Origin of the sequence: Micromonospora sp. NPDC092111 (assembly GCF_044755745.1) — a bacterium.
In the GTDB taxonomy this organism is placed as follows: domain Bacteria; phylum Actinomycetota; class Actinomycetes; order Mycobacteriales; family Micromonosporaceae; genus Micromonospora.
This window is the reverse complement of record NZ_JBIVRQ010000005.1, coordinates 330,339-348,868: the sequence shown is the minus strand read 5'-3', so window position 1 is coordinate 348,868 and position 18,530 is coordinate 330,339. Positions and strand designations below refer to the sequence as shown.

The following is an 18,530-nucleotide window of genomic DNA, read 5'->3' as shown; positions in this document are numbered from 1 at the left end:
ACATGTCCGCCGTCCCGGATTCCGGCGGCGCCGACGCCGACCGCCCGGGAGTCCAGGGCTACGCCGCCGACTGGGCCCGGGCGGTACGCCGGCTCGGTTTCGTACCGCTGAGCGCGGCCGAGACCGAGCGGCTGCTGCTCGTGCACACCGTACGACTGACCCAGGCGTTGCTCGCCGAGGAGTTCTCCACCGTTCCGGCCGAGGACGTGGGCCGGGCGATGGTGGAGGCGCACCTGACCGAGCCGAGGATCCTGGACTGGTCGGTACGGGCGCTCGGCGAGCGCCTAGCGGGCCGGGTGCTGGTACCCGCCGTCGGCCCGCCCGACCTGGCCACCCGGGTGGCCAGGTTGCAGGGTGGGCTGGCCACCGGGTTCGCCCGGGCCCTGCGCGACCGCACCTTCAGCCAGCAGGAGCGGATCGCCCGCTCCGCCTGGCAGGCCCGGGACTCGGTGGAGCGGGCGCTGCGGGACAGCGAAGCCCGGTTCCGGGCGGTCTTCACCGGCGCGGCCATCGGCATCGGCATCGCCGGCGTGGACGGGCAGATCATCGACGTCAACCAGTCCTTCGCCGACATGCTCGGCTACACCATCGGGGAGCTGCGGCAGACCAACGTGGCGTCGCTGTTCCACGCCGAGGACGCCGCCGGCATGTGGGAGCTCTACCAGGAGCTGATCGAGGGCAAGCGCGACAGTGCCCGGGTGGAGAAGCGCTACCACCGCAAGGACGGCAGCATCGTCTGGACCGACCTGGCCGTCTCGCTGATCCGGCACGACGACGGCCGGCCCCGGTTCACCGTGGCGATGATCGAGGACATCACCCAGCGGTACGAACTCCAACAGCGGCTCCGTTTCCAGGCGCTGCACGATCCGCTCACCGGCCTGCCCAACCGGACGCTCTTCTTCGAGACCCTCGGCCAGCTTGTCGAGAACGCCGGGCCGGAGCAGCGGATCGGCGTCTGCTTCCTGGACCTGGACGGCTTCAAGGCGGTCAACGACAGCCTCGGGCACGACCTGGGTGACAAGCTGCTGGTCACCATCGCCCACCGGCTCTCCGACTGCGTCAACGGCCGGGGGCACCTGGTGGCGCGGATGGGCGGCGACGAGTTCGTCATCCTGGTCAACGGGGCGGAGGGGATCGACGACGCGGTCGGCGTCGCCGAACTGGCGCTGGCCGCGGTGGCCGCGCCGGTGCTCGTCGGCGACCACCAGCTCGCCGTCTCCGCCAGCGTCGGGGTGGTCGAGTGCCCGGCCGGGGAGACCAGCGTCTCCGAGCTGATGAAGGCCGCCGACACCACCCTGTACTGGGCGAAGGCGGAGGGCCGGGGCCGGTGGGCGGTGTACGACCCGGAGCGCAGCGCCGCCGACATCGCCCGGTCGGCCCTCGCCGCCGGCCTGCCGGCGGCCCTCGACCGGGGCGAGTTCGTGGTCCACTACCAGCCGATCGTCTCCCTGCTGGACGGCTCGATGACCGCGGTGGAGGCGCTGGTCCGCTGGTGCCATCCGGAGCTGGGCCTGGTCGGGCCGGACCAGTTCATCGGGCTGGCCGAGGAGACCGGGCTGATCGTCCGGCTCGGTGAGTGGGTGCTCCGGCAGGCGTGCCGGGACGCCCGGGCCTGGCACCGCGAGTTCCCCGGGGCGAAGCTGGTGGTCAGCGTGAACCTGGCCGCCCGGCAGGCCGACGACCCGGCCATCGTGGACACCGTGGCCAGCGCCCTCGGGCAGAGCGGCCTGCCGGCCGAGCTGTTGCAGCTCGAGCTGACCGAGAGCGCCGTGATGGGCACCGCCGGGGAGCCGCTGCGGTCGCTGTACCGGCTGGCCGACCTCGGCGTACGACTGGCCGTCGACGACTTCGGCACCGGCTACTCCAACCTGGCGTACCTGCGGCGGCTGCCGATCCACTGCCTGAAGCTGGCCGGCCCGTTCGTCGAGGGCATCCGTGGCGACGACCGGGACGCCCCCGCCGACCACCGTGACGAGCGGATCGTGGACGCCCTGGTCCGGTTGGCGCACGCCCTGGAGCTGTCGGTGACCGCCGAGGCGGTGGAGACCGGGGCGCAGGCCGAGCGGCTGCGGGCGTTGCGGTGCGACACCGGGCAGGGCCGCTGGTTCGGCGGCCCCGGCCCGGCGGACCGGATCACCGCCCGGCTGCGCGGCGAGACGGCGGGGTGACCTGCCGGGCCACGCCGGTCGGTATCGGCCGGTCGGGGCGTGGCCGGTCGGTATCGGCCCGGTCGGGGCGCGGTCGGGGCGTGGCCGGTCGGGGCGTGGCCGGTCGGTATCGGCCCGGTCGGGGCGTGGCCGGGCGTGGCCGGCCGGGGCGTGGCCGGTCAGGGCGTGGCCGGTCGGTGTGGGCGTGGGTGGTCTGTCATGGTGACGGCGTGACCGGGATCGGACCCGGCGGGGGAGAGGTGGCGGGGTGAGCCTGACCGACGGCGAGGCGGCGGTCGTGGTGGTCGCGGCGATCGCGATCGTCGCCGGCCTGGCCGGGGTGGTGGTGCCCGGCCTGCCGGCGTTGCCGCTGTGCTGGGGCGGGGTGCTGGTCTGGGCGATCTTCGGAGGCGCCGGGCCGGGCCGCTGGGCGGTGCTCGGCGCGGCCACCGTGGTGGCCGCCGCCGGTGCGGTGATCAAGTACGCCTGGCCGGGGCGCAACCTCAAGCGCACCGGCGTACCCACGTCGTCACTGCTCGTCGGGGGTCTGCTCGGGCTGGTCGGGTTCTTCGTCATCCCGGTGATCGGCCTGGTGATCGGCTTCGTCGGCGGGGTGTGGGGGGCCGAGCGGCTGCGGCTGGGCAGTAACCAGCTCGCCTGGCCGGCGACCGTGCAGGCGTTGAAGGCGGCCGGCCTGTCCATGCTGGTGGAGTTCCTGGCCGGGCTGGTCGTCGCCGCGATCTGGGTGGCCGGCCTCCTGCTCACCTGACCGCCCCCCACCTGCCGTCCGTCCCGGCTCGTCCCGGCCCGGCCTGGCCGTCCGCCCCGTCCCGGCCCGCCTCGCCCCGGCCCGTCTGTCCGCCCCGCCCCGCCCCGGCCCGTCTGTCCGCCCCGTCCCGGCATGTCCGCTCCGTCCTGGCTTGTTCGGTCGGGTGTTTGCCGGCCGCCCGTCTGTCCCGGCCCGTCCGGTCGGGTGTTGCCGTTGCCTCGGCAAGATCCACTCGCTTGGGCGGATGTTGCGGTATCCGGTCGCAGGGATACCGCAACATCCGCCCAAGCGAGTGGATCAAAGCGGAGTGGGCAAGCGATGGCCCGGTCCCGCCCAGGCCAAGGCGTAACTGGTGGGCGTTGGGTCGACGAAGAGCGCGACTGGTGCCCTACCCCGGTCAATGCCGCTCGTGACGAGGGCCCCTCGGCATCGCGCGGAGAGGCCCTGGCGTGCTGAGGGGACAGGGTCAGGCAACGGGACCGAGCTGCTTGGCCAGTTTGACGAACGACTGCCAGGTGCCCGGCGTGAAGTCGAGGGTGCCGCCGTCGCGGTCCTTCGTGTCGCGGACGAGGACGACACCTCAGCCCATCCAGTTCCTGACGCCCGACCGCAAACCGTCCGCTGCCGACGGGTGGGGGCGCGGGTGTCTCCGACGTTGGCGGCGAGGCTGCGTAGCGCGGTGCGCGTGGTTGCCAGGTCGGCCAGCTCGGTGTCGATGGGGGTGACGGGGCGGGACGCTCGTCGGGTACGGCAGCACGCCGTACGTGAGAGAGAGGTGGGCGTCCCGCCCCGCCCTGGACCGGGCTCCTGCCGAGCGCCCGGCCTCGGCCCGTCGCGATCGGGCCTGGTCACAGGCACAAGCATGCGGGCCGCCGGGTCCTACCGGCAACGCCATTTCCGCTTAACGAGTTCGGTACCCGGGACGTATTGACCATGGTGATCGGCGGGACGAGGCTGGGCCGCACTCGTACCGGGGACCCATTCCCTAAAGTATCGGGACCACCTCGGGGAGGTGAGCAGTGGCCACGACGCCACCGCCGACCACCGGGCAACCGTGGTCGGCGAGTTCCCGACCGTGAAGACGCTGGTCCAGGAGGTGGAAGACCTCGGCTACGACAAGAAGGCGGCAGACCTGGTCAGCGCGCCGACGAGATCAGCCTCGACGGGATGCCGGGCTGGGCATGACCGTCATGGTCGACGGCACCAGGCCGCTGGCCCCCGTACGGGCGGATCAGCGAGGGCCAGTACCGCATGGCCAAGGCGTCGCACGTGGCCGACGGGATCGACGAGGAGTGCCACCGGGGCGTGCCCGCGTGCCGGAAGGAAGAAAGCCCCCAGCATCCCGCTGGGGGCCTGTGCTGCGTTACTGGTCAGTGTCGCCTGGCGAAGCCGACGAACGCCTTCCAGGTCTTCGGTTCGAGGGTGAGCACCGGGCCGGCCGGGTCCTTGCTGTCCCGTACGCCTACGATGCCGACCAGGTTGTCTGCCACTTCCACGCAGTCGCCGCCGCCGGAGCCGCTGCGGGTGGACTTGCGCCAGGTCGCGCCGATCAGGTCCATGACTTCACAACTTCCTTCATCAGCTCGATCGACTGCCGGCGGGGCAGCGCCTCGTTGCGCACCGACTCCCACCGTGACAGCAGGGTAGCTATGTCAGCGTCGCGGTCGACAACGATCCCGCCCAACTGATTTTCCAGATTACCCACCCAGTTGCCGTCTGCGCCCCTCGCCAGGATGAAGGGACCGGTCAGTCCGACATGCATGGCGATCTCGTCAGGCAGGATGTGGACGCTCATGTTCGGCCGCTCGGCAGCGGCGAGAAGGTGCTCGATCTGCTCCTCCACCACCTTGCGGAATACCTCGTCGGAGCGGCGTAGTACGTGCTCGTCGATCACGGCGATGAACTGGGGCCCGTCGTCACGGCTCAGGATTGCCTGACGATCGAGCCGGTTGGCGAGGCGCTTCTCAACCTCGGAGTCGGGCGGAGCGGGCCGTCGAGCAATTCTTCATCTTCCTCAAGGCGCACGCCGACAATGTCGGGAACGCCGACTTCGGGATGCCGCTGCCGGACGGGTCGATCGGCCGCGTCGTGCCGACCCTCCCGGTGGACGCGGTGTGGCACTCCGTGTTGCAACACACCGTGCCGTACGCCGCCGCCTGTGAGCAGATCGCCGGGGGCTTCGTTCACCATTTCCCCATCCTGACCGAGGGGATGATGGACGGCACCGCCGTGACCTTCACGCTCGCGGCGCTGCACGCCACCGGCTATCGGGTTGACCTGGATTTCTGGCACGGTGAGGCCGAGTCGTGCTGCCCGCCCAACCCGCCGCAGCCCGGCGGCGAGTAACAGCGAGAGGTAGACCATGCGCAGTGAGTGGACCGCGTTGCCCGACGCCGTGCGGGCGGCGGTCGCCGAACGAGTCGGCGGCATCATCGGCGTGTACCCGGCTCCGGGTGGCAACCATGCGGAGATCGCGTCGACCGTCATCGGCTCGACCGACAAGGTCTTCGTCAAGGCCGCCTCTGCGGACCTGGGCGTCCGGTCACTGCGCTACGAGCTGGCGGTCACCAAGGCCATCGACGGGTATCCGCCCGCCATCCTGTGGCACTTCGAGTCCGACGGCTGGTTGGTGGTGGGGGCCGAGCGTCTCGACGGTCCCCACCCCGACCTGTCGCCCGGTAGCCCTGATCTCGATGTGCTCGCCGTGGCCATGAAGGGGCTTCAGGAGACCCCTGCGCCGGGCGTGCCGTTGTTCACCCCGGGGGCCGGCTCGGCTTCGCGCATCCGGGGATGGACGGCGACTCGCTCGTGCACTCCGACCTCAACCCGGCCAACTTGATCGTGACGTCGGGTGGGCTGCGGATTGTCGATTGGGCGTACGCGACCAAGGCGGCGTCGTGGGTCGAGCTGGCGTTGCTCGTCCAGTGGTTGATCGGCAGCGGCCACACCCCGGAGCAGGCGGAGGACTGGCTGGCCCAGTTCCCCGCCTGGGCGAGTGCTGACCGTGAGGTCCTGGACGACTTCGCGTCGAGAAACGCCTCGAAGTGGGCCGCCAAGTCACGGCAGGGCACCGAGAGTTGGGTGCACGACCTCGCCGCCTGGACCGGCGAGTGGGCGGCCCATCGGGCGTAGAGCGCAGTGGAGCGGGCCAGCCCGGACCAGGCTGGCCCGCTCCGTTCTGCGCGGGTATCGGCACCCTCGGCGGGCCGGGATACTGGGTACTGGAGCTGTACGGGAGCCCGTCCGGCATCCCGCTGCTCGGCCGGATCGCGGTGCCCCGCCCCGGCGGCGGACGGCGCGCGGGCCGACGAGCCGGCCTGACCACGACCCGCCGGGCGCCGGGGTTTGCCGGTGCCCGGCCGGCGGGCATTGACGGTGATCCGCTAGGCCGGTAGACCTTGGTGATGGAGGCGCACGGATGAGGAAAGCTCCGCTCACGCTGGAACAGCTCCGGGTCGCCGTCGCCGACGGCGAGATCGACACCGTGGTGCTCGCCCTGGTCGACATGCAGGGCCGCCTCCAGGGCAAACGGTTCCACGCCCCGTTCTTCCTCGACCGGGTGGTCGCGGACGGCAGCGAGGGCTGCAACTACCTGCTCGCCGTGGACGTCGACATGAACACCGTCGACGGGTACGCCATGTCGAGCTGGGAACGCGGCTACGGCGACTTCGCGATGCGTCCCGACCTGGACACCCTGCGCCGGATGCCCTGGCAGCCGGGCAGCGCCCTGCTCCTGGCCGACCTGGAGTGGCTGGACGGGGGCGGCCCGGTGGTCGCCTCGCCCCGGCAGATCCTGCGCCGGCAGCTCGACCGGCTGGCCGGGCACGGGCTGACCGCGTACGCCGGCACCGAGCTGGAGTTCGTCCTCTACCGCGACTCGTACGAGGACGCCTGGCGGCGCGGCTACCGGGAGTTGACCCCGGCCAACCAGTACAACGTCGACTACTCGCTGCTCGGCACCGCCCGGGTGGAGCCGCTACTGCGCCGGATCCGCACCGAGATGGCCGGCGCGGGGCTGACCCCGGAGAGCGCCAAGGGCGAGTGCAACCTCGGCCAGCACGAGATCGCCTTCCGCTACGACGAGGCGGTGGCCTGCGCCGACCACCACGTGATCTACAAGAACGGGGCCAAGGAGATCGCCGCCCAGGAGGGCATGTCGCTCACCTTCATGGCCAAGCCGAACGCCCGGGAGGGCAACTCCTGCCACATCCACTTCTCGCTGCGCGACGCCGACGGCCGCTCGGCGCTGCTCGGCGACGGTCCGGCGCACCTGAGCGTCACCGGGCAGCGGGTGCTGGCCGGGCTGCTCGCCACCATGCGGGAGTTCAGCCTGCTCTTCGCCCCGAACGTCAACTCCTACAAGCGTTACCAGCCCGGCTCGTTCGCCCCGACCGCGCTGCGCTGGGGCATCGACAACCGTACCTGCGCGCTGCGGCTGGTCGGCCACGGGCAGGGCATGCGGGTGGAGAACCGGGTGCCCGGCGCGGACGTCAACCCGTACCTGGCGATCGCCGCCCTGGTCGCCGGCGCCGTGCACGGCATCGAACAGGAGTTGACGCTGGCCGACGAGTGCACCGGCAACGCGTACGACGACCCGGACGCCGACCGGGTCCCGGCCACCCTGCGCGACGCCCTCACCGGCTGGGAGTCCTCCGAGCTGGCCCGGCACGCCTTCACCCCCGAGGTGCAGGCCCACTACGCCAACATGGCCCGGGTCGAACTCGCCGCCTTCGACTCCGCCGTTACCGACTGGGAACTGGCCCGTGGCTTCGAGCGTCTCTGACCCGACCCCACCCGTCGTGACCGGGCACCGTCGGCCGCCGGTTCGTGGTGGCGAGCGGCACCGCGCGGGGCCGGCAGTGCGGGATCGGCGAGGAACGGGAGGGTGGGACGCGTGACCGAGGTGAGGAACCCGGCGACCGGGGAGGTCGTGGCGGAGCTGGCGGAGGCGTCGACCGCCGAGGTGGATGCGGCGATCTCCCGGGCGGCGGTGGCGTTCGAGGGCTGGCGGAGGGTGGCCCCGGGGGACCGGGGGCGGGTGCTGCGGCGGTTCGCCGCCCTGGTGGACGCCCACCTGGAGGAGCTGGCGCAGTTGGAGGTGCGCAACTCGGGGCACACCATCGGCAACGCGCGGTGGGAGGCGGGCAACGTCCGGGACGTGCTCGACTACTACGCGGGCGCGCCGGAACGGCTGACCGGGCGGCAGATCCCGGTGCCGGGCGGCTGGGACGTCACCTTCCACGAGCCGCTCGGCGTGGTCGGGGTGATCGTGCCGTGGAACTTCCCGATGCCGATCGCCGGCTGGGGCTTCGCCCCGGCGCTGGCCGCCGGCAACACGGTGCTGCTCAAGCCCGCCGAGCTGACCCCGCTGACCGCGCTGCGCCTGGCCGAGCTGGGCCGGGCGGCGGGCCTGCCGGCGGACGTGTTCACCGTGCTGCCCGGCCGGGGCGGCGTGGTGGGCGAGCGGTTCGTCACCCACCCGGCCGTCCGCAAGGTCTGCTTCACCGGCTCCACCGAGGTCGGCACCCGGATCATGGCCGGCTGCGCGGCGCAGGTGAAGCGGGTCACCCTGGAGTTGGGCGGGAAGAGCGCCAACCTGGTCTTCGCCGACGCCGACCTGGAGAAGGCGGCGGCCACCGCGCCGTACGCCGTGTTCGACAACGCCGGCCAGGACTGCTGCGCCCGGTCCCGGATCCTGGTCCAGCGCCCGGTGTACGACCGGTTCCTGGAGCTGCTCGAACCGGCGGTGCGCGCCTTCCGGGTCGAGGACCCGGCCGCCGAGACCGCCGAGATGGGACCGCTGATCTCCGCCGCCCACCGCGACCGGGTCGCCGGCTACGTCGACGGCGCGACTGTCGCCTTCACCGGTTCCCGCCCCGACGGCCCCGGCTTCTGGCACGCCCCGACGGTGCTGCTGGCCGACTCCCCGGCCGACCGGCACTGGCGGGAGGAGATCTTCGGGCCGGTGGTCTCGGTGCTCCCCTTCGACGACGAGGCCGACGCGGTCCGGCTCGCCAACGACACCGAGTACGGCCTCTCCGGCTCGATCTGGACCCGCGACGTCGGCCGGGCGCTGCGGCTGGCCCGGGCGGTGGAGTCGGGCAACCTGAGCGTCAACTCGCACTCCTCGGTGCGCTACTGGACCCCGTTCGGTGGGATGAAGCGTTCCGGACTCGGCCGCGAGCTGGGCCCGGACGCGCTGCACGCCTTCACCGACGTCAAGAACGTCTTCATCAGTACGGAGGAGTGAACGTGCAGGGTCGTCTACAGGACCGGGTGGCCGTGGTGACCGGGGCGGGCAGCGGGATCGGGCTGGCCACCGTGCGTCGGTTCGCCGCCGAGGGGGCCCGGGTGGTCTGCGTCGACATCGACACCGAGGCCGGCGAACGGGCCGCCGGGGAGGTGGGTGGGGAGTTCGTCCGTACCGACGTGGCCGACGAGGCGGCCGTCCGGGACCTCTTCGACGGGGTGGCCGCCCGGCACGGCCGGGTGGACGTGGCGTTCAACAACGCTGGCATCTCGCCGCCCGACGACGACTCGATCCTCGACACCGGGCTGGACGCCTGGGAGCGGGTGCTGCGGGTCAACACCACCAGCGTCTACCTCTGCTGCAGGTACGTGATCCCGCACATGCGTCGGCAGGGCAAGGGGTCGATCATCAACACCGCCTCCTTCGTGGCGCTGATGGGTGCGGCCACCTCGCAGATCGCGTACACGGCGAGCAAGGGCGGGGTGCTGGCGATGACCCGGGAGCTGGGCGTGCAGTTCGCCCGGGAGGGGATCCGGGTCAACGCGCTCTGTCCCGGCCCGGTCGCCACCCCGCTGCTGCTGGAGCTGTTCGCCAAGGATCCGGAGCGGGCGGCCCGCCGGCTGGTGCACGTGCCGATGGGCCGGTTCGGCGCACCGGAGGAGATCGCCGCCGCGGTCGCCTTCCTGGCCAGCGACGACTCGTCGTTCATGACCGCCGCGCAGTTCGTGGTGGACGGCGGCATCACGGGCGCGTACGTCACCCCGCTGTGAGCCGGCCGCTGATCGGGATCACCTCGTACGTCGAGCCGGCGAGCTGGGCGGTGTGGCGGGACGTGCCGGCGGCGCTGGTGCCCCAGGCGTACGTCCGGGCGGTGACCGCCGCCGGTGGCCGGGCCGTGGTGCTGCCCCCGGACGACCTGGACGCCGACCTGGTCGCCGTCCTCGACGGGCTGCTCCTGGCCGGCGGCGCGGACGTCGGCCCGGAGCGCTACGACCGGCCGGTCGACCCGCGCACCGAGCCCCGGCCGGACCGGGACGCCGGGGAGCTGACCCTGCTCGCGGCGGCGCTCGCCGCCGACCTGCCGGTGCTCGGGGTGTGCCGGGGGATGCAGTTGCTGGTCGCCGCGCACGGCGGCACCCTGCACCAGCACCTGCCCGACGTGGTGGGCCACCACCGGCACCGCCCGGCCCCCGGGGTGTACGGCGCCCACCCGGTGCGGTTCGCGGCGGGGAGCCGGACGGCGGCGGTGCTGGCCGGGGTGGACCGGGTCAACTCGTACCACCATCAGGGGGTGGCCGACCCGGGCCGGCTCACCGTCACCGGCTGGGCCGACGACGGGGTGGTCGAGGCGGTGGAGGACCCGGCCCGGCGGTTCCTGCTCGGCGTGCAGTGGCACCCGGAGAACGACGACGACCCCCGTCCGGTGACCGCGCTGGTCCGGGCGGCCCGCCCCGACTGACCGTCCCGGTCCGGCCGGCCGAGCGGGCCGGCCGGACCGGCTGACGGGAACCGTGTTCCCGGGATGCCGCCGAGGGCGGCAGGATGGCGGTATGGGGAAGGTGTATCCGGCACTCGACGGGCGGCTGCGCGAGTTCGTCGAGGCGCAGCCGATGTTCTTCGTGGCCACCGCGCCCAGCGACGTCGACGGGCACGTCAACGTCTCGCCCAAGGGGATGCGCGGCACCTTCGTGGTGCTCGGCCCGCACCGGGTGGCCTGGCTCGACTACCACGGCAGCGGCGCGGAGACGATCGCCCACCTGCGGGACAACGGCCGGATCACGCTGATGTTCTGCGCCTTCGACGGCCCGCCCAAGATCCTCCGGCTGCACGGCCGGGGCGTCGCCACCCCGGTCACCGACCCCGGTTTCGGCGCGCTGCTGGCCGACTTCCCGGACCCGCCCGACCTGCACGCCGTCCGGGCGGTGATCGGGGTGGACGTGGAGCGGGTCAGCGACTCCTGCGGCTACGCGGTGCCGCTGATGGACTACCGGGGCGACCGCGACCTGTTGCTCACCTCACACTCCCGCCGCACCGCCGACGACCTGGTCACCTACCGGGCGACGAAGAATGCCGCCAGCATCGACGGCCTGCCGGTGTTCTGAGCCGCCCCGCAGCCCCGCCCGCCCGGCGCGACGGGCCGTCCCGCGGCCCCCGCCCGCCCGGCGCGACGGGTCGTCCGCCGGATGACCGCAGCGTGAGGCATGGGTAACCAGCGTCCGGGGGAGCCGATGCGTTACGTTGCTGATCCGTCGGGGTAGAAGACGGGACGCGGCCGGCGTTCGCCGAGGCGTCGGGGAACGGACGGCCGGAGCGGGGGGCGCGGATGAGCTCGGCCCAGGTGGGTGAGAACGGACGAGGCGCCCTGCCGTCCGCCGACCCCGAGCTGCCGCCGTCGCTGGCCGAGTCCTTCACCGCCGGTGGCGAGATGGGCCGCCGGCTCCGCGAGCACGACTGGGCGGCCAGCCCGTTGGGCACCCCCGACACCTGGCCGGCGGCGCTCTGCCACGCGGTCGGGATGATGCTCTCCTCGCGGGCCCAGATCGCGATGTTCTGGGGCGCGGACCACCTGGCCTTCTACAACGACGCCTACCGGCCCACCATCGGCGGCAAGCACCCGGACGTCCTCGGCCGGCCCGCCCGGGAGCACTGGCCGGAGTCCTGGGCCGTGCTGGGCCCGCTGCTGGACGAGGTGCGCCGCACCGGTGCGCCGTACCGGGGCGAGGACCACCCGTTCCTGATCGACCGGTACGGCTTCGTGGAGCAGGTCTACTTCGACGTCTCCTACGACCCGATCCGGGACGCCGACGGTGGCGTCAACGGCGTCTTCTGCTTCGTCAACGAGACCACCGGCCGGGTCCTCGGGGAACGCCGGCTGCGGGCGCTGGCCGAGCTCGGCTCCCAGCTCGGCGCGGCCGGCAGCATGCCGGAGCTCGGGCGGGCCGCGGTGGCGGTGCTGGACGGGCACCGGGCGGACCTCCCGTTCGCCCTGGTCTACCTGACCGACGAGACCGGCCACCCGGTGCTGGCCGGGGTCAGCGGCGTCGACCCGCGGCGGGTGCCGGCCGAGCCGCCCGCCGTGCTGGCCCGGGTCGCCGCCGGTGGCGTCGCCGGCGAGGTCGACGTGGCCGAACTGCTGGGCGCGGTGCCGGAGGCCGTCGCCGAGCGGGCCCTGGTGCTGCCGCTCACCGCGACCAACGAGCCCGCCGGGGTGCTGGTGGCCGGCCTCTCCGCGCGACTGCCGCTCAACGACGAGTACCGCGACTTCGTCGAGTTGATCACCGCGCAGGTCTCCCGGGCGGTCGGCCGGCAGCGGGTGTACGAGCAGGAGCGGACCCGGGCCGCCGAGCTGGCCGCGCTGGACCGCGCCAAGACCAACTTCTTCGCCAACGTCAGCCACGAGTTCCGTACCCCGCTGACCCTGGTCCTCGGCCCGCTGGAGGACCTGCTGGCCGATCCGGCGTTGCCCGCGCCGTACGCCGACCGGCTGACCGTGATGCACCGCAACGCGCTGCGGCTGCTCAAGCTGGTCAACACGGTGCTCGACTTCTCCCGGCTGGAGTCCGGCCGGATGGCCGCCCACTACCAGCCCACCGACCTCGCCGAATACACCGCCCGGCTGGCCAGCACCTTCCGTTCCGCCGCCGAGCGGGCCGGGCTGCGGCTCGTGGTGGACTGCCCACCGCTGCCCGCGCCGGTCTTCCTGGACCGGGAGATGTGGGAGCGGATCGTCCTGAACCTGCTCTCCAACGCGCTGAAGTTCACCTTCGACGGGGAGATCCGGGTCCGGGTGGGCGCGACCGACGGCGGGGCCCGGCTGGAGGTCTCCGACACCGGCGTGGGCATCGTCGCCGAGGAGCTGCCGTACGTCTTCGAGCGGTTCCACCGGGTGCCGGGGGTGCGCTCGCGTACCCACGAGGGCACCGGGATCGGGCTGGCGCTGGTCCGTGAGCTGGTCGAGATGCACGGCGGCCGGGCGGCGGTGCGCAGCCGGGTGGACCACGGCACCACCGTCACGGTGACCGTCCCGTTCGGCTCCGGGCACCTGCCCGCCGGCCGGGTGGCGGACGGCGCACCGCTGCCGACCACCGAGTCCCGGCAGGCCCCGCTCTACGTCGCGGAGACCGCACTGTGGACCGACGGGGAAGGGGCCGTCCCGACCGGTGGCGGGACCGGCCGGGCGGGCCGGGTCCTGCTCGCCGACGACAACGCCGATCTGCGCGTACACGTCACCCGCCTGCTCGGTGCCGAGTACGAGGTGGTGGCCGTACCGGACGGGGTGGCAGCCCTCGAACAGGCCACCGGCGGCAGTTTCGACCTGGTGCTCACCGACGTGATGATGCCCCGGCTGGACGGCTTCGGCCTGGTCACCGCGCTGCGGGCGGACCCGCGTACCCGGCACGTGCCGATCGTGCTGCTCTCGGCCCGGGCCGGCTGCGCCGAGGCGGTCGCCGGACTCTCGGTGGGTGCCGACGACTACCTGACCAAGCCCTTCTCTGGCGCGGAGCTGATCGCCCGGGTCCGGGCGAACGTCGAGCTGGGCCAGTTGCGCGGGCAGGTCATCCGGCGGCTCCGGGCGCTCGCCGACGCCGCCGTGGCGGTCAACACGGCGAAGTCCACCGCCGAGGTGGCGCAGGTCGCCGCCCGGCACGCGCTGCACCTCGCCGAGGCGGCCCGGGTGGTGGTCACCGCCACCGGCGCGCGCCACGAGGCCGACGGCGGTGGGGCCATCAACACCGACGAGCCCTCGCAGGTGCTCCCGTTGACCGGCACCACCGGCGCGCAGCTCGGCGAGTTGCGGGTGTGGCGACGCGACGGCGACGGCACCGAGCAGGCCGCGGTCACCGAGCTGGCCCGCCTGGTCGGGGTACGGCTGGAGAATGCCCAGCTCTACGAGGCCGAGCACCGGATCGCCACCACCCTCCAGCACAGCCTGTTACCCCGTTCGCTGCCCCAGCTCCCCGGTGCGGTGCTGGCCAGCCGCTACCTGCCCGGCAGCACCGAGGTCGAGGTCGGCGGCGACTGGTACGACGTGATCGGTGTCGCCGACCACGAGGTGGTCCTGGTCATCGGCGACGTGGTGGGCAAGGGCGTACCGGCCGCCGCCGCCATGGGCCAGCTCCGCAACGGCCTGCGGGCGTACCTGCTGGAGGGCTTCGACCCCGGGCAGTCGCTGACCCGGCTCAACCGGCTCGTCGGCTCGACCGAGCGGCAGTCGTTCGCCACCGTGTTCTGTCTCTCCTTCTCCCCCCGCACCGGCCGGCTGCGGTACGCCAGTGCCGGCCACCCGTCCCCCCTGTTGATCCGGGGAGCGGACGTGGCGTTCCTGCACGAGCGGGCCCTCGGGCCGCCGATCGGCGCGATCGCCGGCACCGGCTACCGCACCGTCGAGGGTGAACTCGCCCCCGGCGAGCGGCTGCTGCTCTACACCGACGGGCTGATCGAGGACCGGCACGCCGGCATCGACGCGGCGCTGGCCCAGCTCAGGGCGGACGCCGGCGGCGGGGCCGAGCACCTCGCCGACCTGGTCGACGCGGTGGTCGACCGGGTCGGCGGGCGGAACCGGCACGACGACGTCGCGGTGCTGGCCCTGGAGGCCGCCGAGCTGAACCGCTTCGCGCTGCGGCTGCCCGCCGACCCGACCCGGCTCAGCGTGCTCCGCAAGCGGCTGGAGGACTTCCTCATCGCCCACGGGGTGGCGGAGAACGACCGGTTCGACCTCACCGTCGCGGTCTCCGAGGCCGCCGCGAACGCGATCGAGCACCCGGTCTCGCCGACCGATCCGACGATCGGCGTCGAGGTCGCCCTCGCCGACCGCACGGTGGTGGCGACGGTGCGGGACAGCGGCCGGTGGCGGGAGTCGACCGGGGCGGGTTTCCGGGGCCGGGGACTCGCGCTCATCGAGGCGCTGGGCGAGCTGACGGTACGCCGTACCGAGGCGGGGACCGAGGTGTCGCTGCGCCGGCGGCTGGCCGACTGAGTCGGCGTGGCGCGGCGCCGGCGGCCGACCGGGGACCCGGCGCGGCGCAGTGGCTCAGGCCGGCCGGAGCCACTCCTGGTCGCCCAGGCCGGAGATCTCCAGCACCCGGCTGACCTGGCGGGACGGGAAGACGGTCAGCGCGCCCGGGAAACGCTCGGCGAGCTGGACCACCGCGTGGATGGCGGCCGAGTCGAAGAAGGTGACCGCCCGCAGGTCCAGGGTGACCTGCCGGGCGGGCTCGCGGAGCGTGGTCTGCACCATCGTGTCGGCGGTCGCCATGTCGACCTCGCCGGTCACCGTGACGTGGACGTGGTCTCCGGCGAGCTCCGCGCTCGCGGAGAAGACGGCAGGTGCGCCCCCTTGATCCACGCAGCCACAATGGCACAGCCCGGTTACCACGGCAACGACCCCCGGGGCCGGGCCGTGGCGGGGGTCACCGGGGGGCGCGGCGATAGTCTGTCGGCATGACCGTCCGTGCGCCGCTGACCCCAGGCACGCTCTCCCCGTGGCGAGCGGTCCCTGGCCACATCGTCCGACCGGAGTACGTGGGCAAGAAGCGCCCGCAGGAGTGGCGCGGCTCGCACGTGCAGACCCCGGAGACCATCGAGAAGATGCGCGTCGCCGGCCGGTTGGCCGCGCAGGCGACCCAGCTCGCCGGCGAGCACTGCAAGCCCGGGGTGACCACCGACGAGATCGACCGGGTGGTGCACGAGTTCCTTGTCGACCACGGCGCCTACCCGTCGACGCTGGGCTACAAGGGCTTCCCCAAGTCCTGCTGCACCAGCCTCAACGAGGTGATCTGCCACGGCATCCCGGACTCCACCGTGCTCGCCGACGGCGACATCATCAACGTCGACGTCACGGCGTACCTGGACGGGGTGCACGGCGACACCGACGCCACGTTCTGCGTGGGCGAGGTCAGCGAGGAGGCCCGGCTGCTGGTCGAGCGCACCCACGAGGCGATGATGCGGGGCATCAAGGCGGTCCGACCCGGCCGCCAGATCAACGTGGTCGGCCGGGTCATCGAGTCGTACGCCAAGCGTTTCGGCTACGGGGTGGTCCGCGACTTCACCGGCCACGGCATCGGCGAGGCGTTCCACAGCGGCCTGTACGTGCCGCACTACGACAGTCCCCGGCCCACGGACATCATGGAACCGGGCATGACGTTCACCATCGAGCCGATGATCACCCTCGGCACCTACCAGTACGACATGTGGGACGACGGCTGGACGGTGGTCACCCAGGACCGGAAGTGGACGGCCCAGTTCGAGCACACCATCGTCGTCACCGACGACGGGTACGAGATCCTGACCCTGCCGTGACCGAGACCCCGGCGGCGCTGCGCGAGGCGCACCACGCGGACGTGTCCGGCGGCTGGCTCAGGCCGGCCGTCTTCGGCGCGATGGACGGCCTGGTCACCAACATCGCCCTGATCGCCGGCGTCGGCGGCGGCGGGGTGTCGCCGCGCAGCATCGTGCTCACCGGCACCGCCGGTCTGGTCGCCGGCGCCATCTCGATGGGTCTCGGCGAGTACACCAGCGTCCGCTCGGCCAACGAGCAGGTCGCCGCCGAGGTCGCCAAGGAGCGCCGCGAGCTGGAACGGCACCCGGAGGCGGAGGCCCGTGAGCTGGCCGACGTCTGGGTGGCCCGGGGCCTGCCCCGCGACCTGGCCATGCAGGTCGCCGAGGCGGTGCGCCGCAACCCGGAGGAGGCGCTGCGGGTGCACGTCCGGGAGGAGTTGGGCGTCGACCCCGACGAGCAGCCCAGCCCGTGGGCGGCGGCGATCTCGTCGTTCCTCTGCTTCTCGATGGGCGCGTTGATCCCGCTGCTGAGCTACCTGCTCGGTTTCTCCAGCCTCGGGTTGGCGCTCGGCGTCGGCGGGGTGGGGCTCTTCGTGGCCGGGGCGATCGTCGCCCGGTTCACCAGCCGCCCCTGGTGGTCCGGCGGCCTGCGTCAGCTCCTGCTCGGCGCGGCGGCGGCCGGGGCGACGTACCTGGTCGGCACCCTGATCGGCATCCAGGGTGGGCTCGGCTGACGGTCAGTCGGTGAGCAGGTCGTCCACGGTGCCGTCGACCGGCCGGCCCCGGGCGGCCAGCTCGTCGGCCTGCCCGGCGAGCACCTTGCCCACCTCGGTCATGTCCGCCCCGGCCAGCCCGGTACGCCGCACCGCGTCCCCCGGGTCGCGGAAGTAGGTCCGGCTGAGCAGCCCGGTCACCGTGGCCGCCGCCAGCCGGGCCTCACCGAGCATCAGCAGCGCCTGGTCGGTCTCGTACCACTCGGCGAGCCGGGCGGCCCGGGCGTGCGCCGCCCAGCCCCGGTACCAGGACTGCCGGGCGGCGGCGGTGAACTCCGCCGGGCGGGCCCGGGCGAGCCGGCCCAGGTGCTCGTCGCGCAGGGTGCGCAGCCAGCCCGTCGGGTCGTACAGGGCGGTGGTGGTGACGTACCGGTCGGCGGTGAGCGGCCAGAGCGGGGTCAGCGCGCGGGCCTGCCGCAGGTAGTCGTCGGCGCCCGCCACGGTCAGGTCGACCAGCACCCGGTCCACCCGCCGGGTGGACGGCGTCGGCCCGGTGCCCGCCCGGTAGGTGACCAGCAGCAGCCCGACCTCGCCGTCCCCGCCCCCGTCGTCGTCGCCGTGCGCGAGCGGGCCGTGCACCGCGACGGCGAGGATGTCCGCCGGGAAGCGCCGCCGGGCCGCGTCGGCCGTCCGTTCGGCGACCCGCCAGCGGGGGTCGTCCCGGTGCGGGTCGGCCGCCAGGTCCGTGCCGTCGCCGTCCACCCCGGACACCTCCGTCCCCACCAGGTCGCCGCCCGCGGGTGCGCCGACGTGCCGTTTCCCACCCTAGCCACGACCATCGGCCGCGCCCGTCGTGCCGCGCCCGTCGGGCCGCCTCAGGTCCGGGCCGGGCCGGTCGGCACCAGCCGGAAGATGCTGATCTCCCGGCCGCCGGCCCGCCGCACGTACGTCCGGTACGCCGGCCACTCGGTGACCAGCAACTGCCAGAGTCGCTCCCGCTCGGCCCCGGTGGCCAACTCGGCCCGGACGGCGAGCCGACGCCCCCTGACGTCCACCTCGGCCTCCGGCCGGGCCAGCAGGTTCATCGCCCAGCCCGGCTGGTGCTGCTGGCCCCAGTTCGACCCGATCACCACGTACCCGTCGCCGTCCGGCACGTACAGCAGGGGATTGCTGCGCGGCTGGCCGGACCGGCGTCCGGTGGTGGTGAGGACCAGCGACGGGACCAGCCCGAGCGCGACCACCCGGCCCCGGGTGAGCCGCCCGACGATCCGGTCGGCGGGAACGAGCAGGCGCATGGTGGCCCCGAACCACTCGTGGTGACCGAGCCGACGGGTCAGGCTTCCCAGTACGGACACCCGGTCAGTCTGCCGCGT

Annotated in this window: 18 protein-coding genes and 1 pseudogene; 13 read left to right on the top strand and 6 right to left on the bottom strand. The window is 73.4% G+C overall.

What is annotated here, in order from left to right; translation table 11 throughout:
- The first annotated feature begins 2 nt into the window (after positions 1-2).
- Together ACIQG9_RS14140 and ACIQG9_RS14135 are read left to right on the top strand one after the other, a co-directional pair.
- Positions 3-2,168, top strand: coding sequence for a putative bifunctional diguanylate cyclase/phosphodiesterase (locus ACIQG9_RS14140; RefSeq protein ID WP_400401567.1), 2,166 nt, complete (start codon positions 3-5; stop codon positions 2,166-2,168).
- A gap of 247 nt (positions 2,169-2,415) precedes the next feature.
- Positions 2,416-2,916, top strand: a complete 501-nt coding sequence (locus tag ACIQG9_RS14135) for a DUF456 domain-containing protein (RefSeq protein ID WP_400401564.1) — start codon at positions 2,416-2,418, stop codon at positions 2,914-2,916.
- Positions 2,917-3,382: 466 nt separating this feature from the next.
- Here ACIQG9_RS14135 and ACIQG9_RS14130 read toward each other — a convergent pair.
- From ACIQG9_RS14130 to ACIQG9_RS14120, 3 genes and pseudogenes are all read right to left on the bottom strand, one after another.
- Positions 3,383-3,493: pseudogene (locus ACIQG9_RS14130) on the bottom strand (DUF397 domain-containing protein); the annotation flags it as partial.
- Positions 3,494-4,286: 793 nt separating this feature from the next.
- Positions 4,287-4,475 carry a DUF397 domain-containing protein gene (locus tag ACIQG9_RS14125; RefSeq protein ID WP_400401562.1) on the bottom strand — a complete coding sequence of 63 codons (189 nt, stop codon included), beginning with the start codon at positions 4,473-4,475 and terminating at the stop codon, positions 4,287-4,289.
- Positions 4,466-4,918, bottom strand: coding sequence for a DUF5753 domain-containing protein (locus ACIQG9_RS14120; protein ID WP_400401705.1), 453 nt, complete (start codon positions 4,916-4,918; stop codon positions 4,466-4,468). The genes ACIQG9_RS14125 and ACIQG9_RS14120 overlap by 10 nt, the downstream gene beginning before the upstream one ends.
- A gap of 53 nt (positions 4,919-4,971) precedes the next feature.
- On the opposite strand from ACIQG9_RS14120, the gene ACIQG9_RS14115 reads away from it, so the two are divergent.
- The 9 genes from ACIQG9_RS14115 to ACIQG9_RS14075 all read left to right on the top strand — a co-directional run bounded on the left by ACIQG9_RS14115 (position 4,972) and on the right by ACIQG9_RS14075 (position 15,143).
- On the top strand, positions 4,972-5,262 hold the full coding sequence (locus ACIQG9_RS14115; protein WP_400401560.1) for a hypothetical protein: 291 nt from the start codon (positions 4,972-4,974) through the stop codon (positions 5,260-5,262).
- A gap of 16 nt (positions 5,263-5,278) precedes the next feature.
- Complete coding sequence (locus ACIQG9_RS14110) at positions 5,279-5,755, top strand: hypothetical protein (RefSeq protein ID WP_400401557.1); 477 nt, start codon at positions 5,279-5,281, stop codon at positions 5,753-5,755.
- A 2-nt stretch (positions 5,756-5,757) separates the two neighbouring features.
- Complete coding sequence (locus tag ACIQG9_RS14105) at positions 5,758-6,048, top strand: hypothetical protein (RefSeq protein WP_400401703.1); 291 nt, start codon at positions 5,758-5,760, stop codon at positions 6,046-6,048.
- A 286-nt stretch (positions 6,049-6,334) separates the two neighbouring features.
- On the top strand, positions 6,335-7,699 hold the full coding sequence (locus ACIQG9_RS14100) for a glutamine synthetase family protein (protein ID WP_400401555.1): 1,365 nt from the start codon (positions 6,335-6,337) through the stop codon (positions 7,697-7,699).
- A gap of 111 nt (positions 7,700-7,810) precedes the next feature.
- Positions 7,811-9,166: an aldehyde dehydrogenase family protein gene (locus tag ACIQG9_RS14095; protein WP_400401554.1), complete on the top strand. Its 1,356-nt coding sequence runs from the start codon at positions 7,811-7,813 to the stop codon at positions 9,164-9,166.
- A gap of 2 nt (positions 9,167-9,168) precedes the next feature.
- Positions 9,169-9,936: a 3-oxoacyl-ACP reductase gene (locus ACIQG9_RS14090; RefSeq protein ID WP_400401551.1), complete on the top strand. Its 768-nt coding sequence runs from the start codon at positions 9,169-9,171 to the stop codon at positions 9,934-9,936.
- On the top strand, positions 9,933-10,625 hold the full coding sequence (locus ACIQG9_RS14085; protein WP_400401549.1) for a gamma-glutamyl-gamma-aminobutyrate hydrolase family protein: 693 nt from the start codon (positions 9,933-9,935) through the stop codon (positions 10,623-10,625). Before ACIQG9_RS14090 ends, ACIQG9_RS14085 begins: the two co-directional genes overlap by 4 nt.
- Positions 10,626-10,716: 91 nt before the next feature.
- Positions 10,717-11,268, top strand: coding sequence for a pyridoxamine 5'-phosphate oxidase family protein (locus ACIQG9_RS14080; protein ID WP_400401546.1), 552 nt, complete (start codon positions 10,717-10,719; stop codon positions 11,266-11,268).
- 221 nt (positions 11,269-11,489) lie between these two features.
- A complete protein-coding gene (locus ACIQG9_RS14075) occupies positions 11,490-15,143 on the top strand; it encodes a SpoIIE family protein phosphatase (RefSeq protein ID WP_400401543.1) in 3,654 nt (1,217 codons plus the stop codon).
- A 54-nt stretch (positions 15,144-15,197) separates the two neighbouring features.
- Here ACIQG9_RS14075 and ACIQG9_RS14070 read toward each other — a convergent pair whose 3' ends face one another.
- Positions 15,198-15,512, bottom strand: coding sequence for an STAS domain-containing protein (locus ACIQG9_RS14070; protein WP_400401540.1), 315 nt, complete (start codon positions 15,510-15,512; stop codon positions 15,198-15,200).
- A 95-nt stretch (positions 15,513-15,607) separates the two neighbouring features.
- On the opposite strand from ACIQG9_RS14070, the gene map reads away from it, so the two are divergent.
- Entirely contained in the window at positions 15,608-16,465 is an 858-nt protein-coding gene (map, locus tag ACIQG9_RS14065; protein ID WP_400401537.1) for a type I methionyl aminopeptidase, read from the top strand.
- A complete protein-coding gene (locus ACIQG9_RS14060) occupies positions 16,462-17,178 on the top strand; it encodes a VIT1/CCC1 transporter family protein (RefSeq protein WP_400401535.1) in 717 nt (238 codons plus the stop codon). The genes map and ACIQG9_RS14060 overlap by 4 nt, the downstream gene beginning before the upstream one ends.
- Before the next feature lie 3 nt (positions 17,179-17,181).
- Here the strand turns inward: ACIQG9_RS14060 and ACIQG9_RS14055 are convergent, their stop codons facing one another.
- Entirely contained in the window at positions 17,182-17,919 is a 738-nt protein-coding gene (locus tag ACIQG9_RS14055) for a nucleotidyltransferase domain-containing protein (protein ID WP_400401533.1), read from the bottom strand.
- A 113-nt stretch (positions 17,920-18,032) separates the two neighbouring features.
- Complete coding sequence (locus ACIQG9_RS14050) at positions 18,033-18,512, bottom strand: nitroreductase family deazaflavin-dependent oxidoreductase (protein WP_400401531.1); 480 nt, start codon at positions 18,510-18,512, stop codon at positions 18,033-18,035.
- Between the last annotated feature and the right edge of the window lie 18 nt (positions 18,513-18,530).

Excerpts from the sequence above, each read along its gene's own strand:
- ACIQG9_RS14080 (WP_400401546.1), top strand. The coding sequence starts at position 10,717 with ATGGGGAAGGTGTATCCGGCACTCGACGGGCGGCTGCGCGAGTTCGTC.
- ACIQG9_RS14115 (WP_400401560.1), top strand. The coding sequence starts at position 4,972 with ATGCCGCTGCCGGACGGGTCGATCGGCCGCGTCGTGCCGACCCTCCCG.
- ACIQG9_RS14125 (WP_400401562.1), bottom strand. The coding sequence starts at position 4,475 with ATGGACCTGATCGGCGCGACCTGGCGCAAGTCCACCCGCAGCGGCTCC.
- ACIQG9_RS14110 (WP_400401557.1), top strand. The coding sequence starts at position 5,279 with ATGCGCAGTGAGTGGACCGCGTTGCCCGACGCCGTGCGGGCGGCGGTC.
- ACIQG9_RS14100 (WP_400401555.1), top strand. The coding sequence starts at position 6,335 with ATGAGGAAAGCTCCGCTCACGCTGGAACAGCTCCGGGTCGCCGTCGCC.
- ACIQG9_RS14140 (WP_400401567.1), top strand. The coding sequence starts at position 3 with ATGTCCGCCGTCCCGGATTCCGGCGGCGCCGACGCCGACCGCCCGGGA.
- ACIQG9_RS14075 (WP_400401543.1), top strand. The coding sequence starts at position 11,490 with ATGAGCTCGGCCCAGGTGGGTGAGAACGGACGAGGCGCCCTGCCGTCC.
- map (WP_400401537.1), top strand. The coding sequence starts at position 15,608 with ATGACCGTCCGTGCGCCGCTGACCCCAGGCACGCTCTCCCCGTGGCGA.